This is a genomic window from Streptomyces sp. NPDC057137, assembly GCF_042670825.1.
Taxonomy (GTDB): Bacteria; Actinomycetota; Actinomycetes; order Streptomycetales; family Streptomycetaceae; genus Streptomyces.
On record NZ_JBHUUW010000026.1, the window covers coordinates 89,571 to 95,705 of the forward strand.

The 6,135-nt window shown below is 72.3% G+C and carries 4 protein-coding genes; all 4 read left to right on the forward strand.

All coding sequences use genetic code 11. The features are described 5' to 3' along the window. The first annotated feature begins 97 nt into the window (after positions 1-97). The 4 genes from ACFT9I_RS21535 (at position 98) to pheT (ending at position 6,079) form a co-directional block, all read left to right on the forward strand. A complete protein-coding gene (locus tag ACFT9I_RS21535) occupies positions 98-937 on the forward strand; it encodes a TrmH family RNA methyltransferase (protein ID WP_382566451.1) in 840 nt (279 codons plus the stop codon). A gap of 95 nt (positions 938-1,032) precedes the next feature. Then, positions 1,033-2,271, forward strand: coding sequence for a sensor histidine kinase (locus ACFT9I_RS21540; protein WP_382566452.1), 1,239 nt, complete (start codon positions 1,033-1,035; stop codon positions 2,269-2,271). Between the two features lie 128 nt (positions 2,272-2,399). Further along, complete coding sequence (gene pheS / locus ACFT9I_RS21545) at positions 2,400-3,530, forward strand: phenylalanine--tRNA ligase subunit alpha (protein ID WP_382566453.1); 1,131 nt, start codon at positions 2,400-2,402, stop codon at positions 3,528-3,530. Beyond that, positions 3,530-6,079: a phenylalanine--tRNA ligase subunit beta gene (pheT, locus tag ACFT9I_RS21550; RefSeq protein WP_382566455.1), complete on the forward strand. Its 2,550-nt coding sequence runs from the start codon at positions 3,530-3,532 to the stop codon at positions 6,077-6,079. Before pheS ends, pheT begins: the two co-directional genes overlap by 1 nt. The last annotated feature ends 56 nt before the right edge of the window (positions 6,080-6,135 follow it).

Genomic DNA, 6,135 nt, shown 5'->3' on the forward strand with positions numbered 1-6,135 from the left:
GGTCCGGCGCGTTCCACCCCGTACACGGAGCACGTACGCCACCTCCCGCCACGCGCGCGTACGCGCGTACGTCCGCACGAGAAGCGAGCCGCCGCCCATGGGCACCCCCGAGCTGATCTCTCCGCGTTCCCCGCGTGTCACCGCCGCCCGGCGACTCGTCAGACGGGCCTTCCGCGGCAAGGAACGCCGGTTCATCGCCGAGGGCCCGCAGGCCGTACGCGAAGCGGTCGCGCACTGGGGCGATGACGGTGTCCCGACGCTGATCGAGTTGTTCACCACCGTCGAGGCCGCCGAGCGGTACGCCGACATCGTCGACGCCGCCCGCGCCGCCGGCGCGCAGGTGCACTACGCGGACGCCGCCGTCGTCGCCGACGTCTCCCAGACCGTCACCCCGCAGGGCCTGCTCGGCGTCTGCCGCTTCCTGGACTCGCCGTTCGAGTCCGTCCTGCGGGCGCGCCCCCGCCTCGTCGCCGTCCTCGCGCACGTACGCGACCCCGGCAACGCGGGCACCGTGCTGCGCTGCGCCGACGCGGCGGGCGCCGACGCCGTCGTCCTCACCGACGGGTCCGTCGACCTCTACAACCCCAAGTCGGTCCGGGCGTCGGTCGGTTCGCTCTTCCATCTGCCGGTCGCCGTCGGCGTCCCCGTCGAAGAGGCCGTGGCGGGCCTGCGGGGGGCGGGCGTCCGGATCCTGGCCGCCGACGGCGCGGGCGACGACGACCTCGACGACGAGCTGGACGCGGGCACCATGGGCGGTCCGACCGCCTGGATCTTCGGCAACGAGGCATGGGGACTGCCCGCCGAGACCCGGGCCTTGGCGGACGCCGTCGTACGCGTGCCGATCCACGGCAGGGCGGAGAGTCTGAACCTGGCGACCGCCGCGGCCGTATGTCTCTACGCCTCGGCTCGGGCGCAGCGGGTCCGCACCGCGAGCTGAGGGGGTCCGCGCAGTCACCTTGAGCGATGAGAGCTAGTAGGGTGACGGGCAAGTCGGGGGCCCACTGTGCTCTTCGGAAGAGGTGGGATGCGGGCATGACGGTCGGGGCGAGCGGGTCGGCCATCAGACGGGGACCCGTCAGGCCTGATCCCGGCGACACCGGCGCACCGGACCTCGGCCGGGACCCGGTGGGAGAGACACCACCGGACCTCGGACAGGGTGTCGGGCAGAACCTTGGACAGGACTTCGGGATCGATCCCGACGACCTCCCCGACGGTCTCGTCGTCGCCGACGAGACGGGCCGCGTGATCTGCTTCAACGCCGCCGCCGCCCGGATCACCGCCGTCGCCGCCGCCGAGGCCGTCGGCAGCCCGCTGGAGCGTGCGCTGCCCCTCGAAGACCTCGAAGGCCGCCGCTGGTGGGCGCTCACCGATCCGTACGGCGGTCTCCTCACCCGCTTCGGCCAGCCCGAGCGCAATCTGCTGCTGCCCGGCGGCCGTGAGGTCCTGGTCTCCGCCCGCTATGTGCGGGAGTACCCCCAGGGGCCCGTACGCAGGCTCGTCATCAGCATCCGCGGCACCGAGGCCCGCCGCCGTACCGAACGCAGCCACGCCGAGCTGATCGCGACCGTCGCGCACGAACTGCGCTCCCCGCTCACCTCCGTGAAGGGCTTCACCGCGACGCTGCTCGCCAAGTGGGAACGGTTCACCGACGACCAGAAGAAGCTCATGCTGGAGACCGTCGACGCCGACGCCAACCGCGTGACCCGGCTGATCGCCGAACTGCTCGACATCTCCCGGATCGACTCCGGCCGTCTCGAAGTGCGCCGCCAGCCGGTCGACATCGGCACGGCCGTCGGCCGCCACATCCAGTCCATCACCGCGTCCGGCCAGTCCCCGGACCGTTTCCTCGTACGGATCCAGCAGCCGCTGCCCGCGCTGTGGGCCGACCCCGACAAGATCGACCAGATACTCGGCAACCTTCTGGAAAACGCGGTGCGCCACGGCGAGGGAACCGTCACCATCGAGGTGGCACCCGCCCAGGTCAAGCATGTCGACCACGGGCACGCGGAGCACACGCACGCGGACGGCGGTGCGAAAGGAACGGCGGTCACCGTGAGCGACGAAGGTCCCGGCATCCCCGAGGAGTCGATGGGCCGTGTCTTCACCCGCTTCTGGCGGGGGAGCAAGCGCGGTGGCACGGGCCTGGGCCTGTATATCGTCAAGGGCATCGTCGAGGCGCACGGCGGGACGATCACCGTCGGCCGCGGACCCGGTGGCGGGGCCCAGTTCCGATTTATCCTGCCCGTCGGCGCCCCGGCCTATCTGGCCTGAGACCGCCCACGGGCTTCTTCACTCCACACGGCCTTTAGACTCGACCCTTGGCACCTTTGCGTCCTCGGCCATCGAGCGGGGTCGTTTTCGCCCGGGTCCTGCCCGGTCAACCGGAAGTACGGGAAGAGATGTCCGCACCCAACAAGTCGTACGACCCAGTCGAGGTCGAGGCGCTGAAACCGGCAGAGATCGAGCGCATGCGGGACGAGGCGCTCGCCGCCTTCGCCGCCGCAGGTGACCTCGACGCGCTCGCTCACGCGAAGACGGCGCACGCCGGTGGCACCTCGCCGCTCTCGCTCGCCAACCGTGAGATCGGCGCGCTGCCGCCGCAGGCCAAGGCCGAGGCGGGCAAGCGCGTCGGCCAGGCCCGCGGCGCCGTGAACAAGGCGTTCGCCGCCCGGCAGGTGGAGCTGGAGGCCGAGCGTGACACGCGCGTGCTGGTCGAGGAGGCGGTGGACGTCACGCTGCCCTACGACCGCACCCCCGCCGGCGCCCGGCACCCGCTCACCACGCTCTCGGAGCGCATCGAGGACATCTTCACGGCCATGGGCTACGCGGTCGCGGACGGCCCCGAGGTCGAGGCGGAGTGGTTCAACTTCGACGCACTGAACTTCGTGCCCGACCACCCGGCGCGCCAGATGCAGGACACCTTCTTCGTCCAGGGCCCGGACGGCACGTCGGGCGACGAGTCCGGTGTGGTGCTGCGTACGCACACCTCACCGGTCCAGGCGCGCGCCCTGCTCGACCGGGAGCCGCCCGTCTATGTCATCTGTCCGGGACGCGTCTACCGCACGGACGAGCTGGACGCCACCCACACCCCGGTCTTCCACCAGGTCGAACTGCTCGCCGTGGACGAGGGCCTCACCATGGCCGACCTCAAGGGCACCCTCGACCACATGGTCCAGGAGCTGTTCGGCGGCGCGGGCATGAAGACCCGGCTGCGGCCGAACTTCTTCCCCTTCACCGAGCCGTCCGCCGAGATGGACATGGTCTGTTACGTGTGCCGCGGCGAGTCCGTCGGCAACCCGGACCGGCCCTGCCGCACCTGCGGCAGCGAGGGCTGGATCGAGCTGGGCGGCTGCGGCATGGTCAACCCGAAGGTGCTCGTCGCCTGCGGTGTGGACCCGGAGAAGTACAGCGGATTCGCCTTCGGGTTCGGCATCGAGCGGATGCTGATGTTCCGCCACAACGTCGAGGACATGCGAGACATGGTCGAGGGTGACGTCCGGTTCACCCGGCCGTTCGGGATGGAGATCTGATGCGCGTCCCGCTTTCCTGGCTGCGTGAGTACGTCGACCTGCCGGCCACCGAGACCGGCCGCGACGTGCAGGCCAAGCTCGTCCCCGCCGGTCTTGAGGTCGAGACGGTCGAACAACTCGGCGCGGGCCTCAAGGGCCCCCTCGTCGTCGGCAAGGTCCTCACGGTGGAGGAGCTGACCGAGTTCAAGAAGCCCATCCGCTTCTGCACGCTCGACGTCGGCGACGCCAACGGCACCGGTGAGCCGCAGGAAGTCATCTGCGGCGCGCGGAACTTCGCCGTCGGCGACAAGGTCGTCGTGGTCCTGCCCGGCGCCGTGCTGGCCGGCGGGTTCGAGATCTCCGCCCGCAAGACGTACGGCCGGACCTCGCACGGCATGATCTGCTCCAGCGGCGAGCTGGGCATGGGTGACGACGGCAGCGGCGGCATCATCGTCCTGCCGCCGGAGTACGAGGTCGGCACCGACGCGATCGAGCTGCTCCAGCTCGTCGACGAGGTCCTCGACATCGCCGTCACGCCCGACCGGGGCTACGCCCTGTCGATGCGCGGCGTCGCCCGTGAGACCGCCACCGCGTACGGGCTCCCGCTGCGCGACCCGGCGCTGCTCGACGTGCCCGCGCCGAACTCGTACGGCCACCGCGTGGAGATCGCCGACCCCGTCGGCTGCGACCACTTCACCGCGCGTACGGTCACCGGGCTCGACCCCGAGGCGCGCTCGCCGATCTGGCTCAAGCGCAGGCTGCAGAAGGCCGGGATGCGGCCGATCTCGCTGGCCGTCGACATCACCAACTACGTGATGCTGGAGATCGGCCAGCCGCTGCACGCGTACGACCGCAACCGGGTGGACGGCGCGATCGGTGTCCGGCGTGCCGAGCAGGGCGAGGAGCTGACCACGCTCGACGGCGTCAAGCGCGTCCTGGACGCGGCCGACCTCGTCATCACCGACGACCGCGGGCCGATCGGTCTCGCCGGAGTGATGGGCGGCGCCGACACCGAGATCGCCGACGGCGAGATCGCGGCGAGCCCGCTGTCCTCGTCCGCCGCCGAGCGCGCGGCGCGCGGCACCACCGAGGTCGTCATCGAGGCGGCGCACTTCGACCCGATCTCGATCGCCCGCACCGCGCGCCGGCACAAGCTGCCGTCCGAGGCGTCCAGGCGCTTCGAGCGCGGTGTCGACCCGCACGCCGCGTCCGCCGCGGCGCAGCGGACCGTCGATCTGCTGGTGCTGCTCGCGGGCGGCTCGGCGGAGGCCGGAGTCACCGAGGTCGTCGCCCCGTCCGGGCCGCACACCATCACGATGGCCGCCGACCACCCCGACCGGGTGGCCGGTCTCGCGTACGGCAGGGAGACCGTCGTCCGCAGGCTCCAGCAGGTCGGCTGCGACGTCCAGGGACAGGACGAGCTGATCGTCACCGTCCCGAGCTGGCGCTCCGACCTGCGCGAGATCAACGATCTCGCCGAAGAGGTCATCCGGCTGGAGGGGTACGAGAATCTGCCCTCCACGCTGCCCCGGCCGCCGGCCGGGCGCGGGCTCACGGAGCGGCAGCGGCTGCGCCGCAGGGTCGGCCGCGCGCTGGCGGGCGCGGGCTATGTCGAGGTGCTGAACTACCCGTTCGTCGGTACGGCGCAGCTCGACCAGCTCCAGCTGCCCGCCGACGACGACCGCCGCCGTACGGTCACGCTCGTCAACCCGCTCGCGGACACCGAGCCCGAGATGCGCACGACACTGCTGCCGGGTCTCTTCGGCGCGCTGCGCCGTAACGACGGCCGTGGCTCGCACGATCTGGCGCTGTACGAGACGGGCCTGGTCTTCCGGCCCACGGGCGAGGAGAAGGTGCCGCCCCGGCTGCCCGTCGACCGGCGGCCCACGGACGAGGAACTGGCGACGCTCGACGCCGCGCTGCCCCGGCAGCCGCGCCGCGTGGCCGTCGTCCTCGCCGGTGCGCGTGAGCAGGCCGGCTGGTGGGGCGCGGGCCGTCCCACCGACTGGGCGGACGCGGTCGAGGCGGCCCGTACGGTCGCCGCCGAGGCGGGCGTCGAGTTGACGGTCGAGGCCGATCAGCACGCGCCGTGGCACCCGGGCCGCTGCGCGGCGCTGTACGCCACGGTGGACGGTGGGCGCACTCTCGTCGGCCACGCCGGTGAGGTGCACCCGCGCGTCATCAAGGCGTACGGCCTGCCGGAGCGCACCTGCGCCATGGAGCTGGAACTGGATCTCGTGGAGCGGGCGGGCACGGGCGCGCTGCGGGCGCCGCGGATCTCGACCTTCCCCGTCGCCACACAGGACGTGGCGCTGGTGGTGGCCGAGGACGTACCGGCCGCCGATGTGGAGCGGGCGCTCGGCGAGGGCGCGGGTGAACTGCTCGAATCGGTGCGGCTGTTCGACGTGTTCACCGGCGAGCAGCTGGGCGAGGGGCGGAAGTCCCTGGCGTACGCCCTGCGGTTCCGCGCCGCCGACCGGACGCTGACCGTGGACGAGGCGTCCGCCGCGCGCGACGCCGCGGTCGCGCTGGCGGCCGAGCGCACGGGGGCGGTGCTGCGCGGGGCGTGAGCCGCGTGCGGCCGAGATGACACGGCCGAGGGGCGTCGCCGGTTTCAGGTCCGGCG

Coding starts and splice junctions, on each gene's coding strand:
- ACFT9I_RS21535 (WP_382566451.1), top strand. CDS start 98: ATGGGCACCCCCGAGCTGATCTCTCCGCGTTCCCCGCGTGTCACCGCC.
- ACFT9I_RS21540 (WP_382566452.1), top strand. CDS start 1,033: ATGACGGTCGGGGCGAGCGGGTCGGCCATCAGACGGGGACCCGTCAGG.
- pheS (WP_382566453.1), top strand. CDS start 2,400: ATGTCCGCACCCAACAAGTCGTACGACCCAGTCGAGGTCGAGGCGCTG.
- pheT (WP_382566455.1), top strand. CDS start 3,530: ATGCGCGTCCCGCTTTCCTGGCTGCGTGAGTACGTCGACCTGCCGGCC.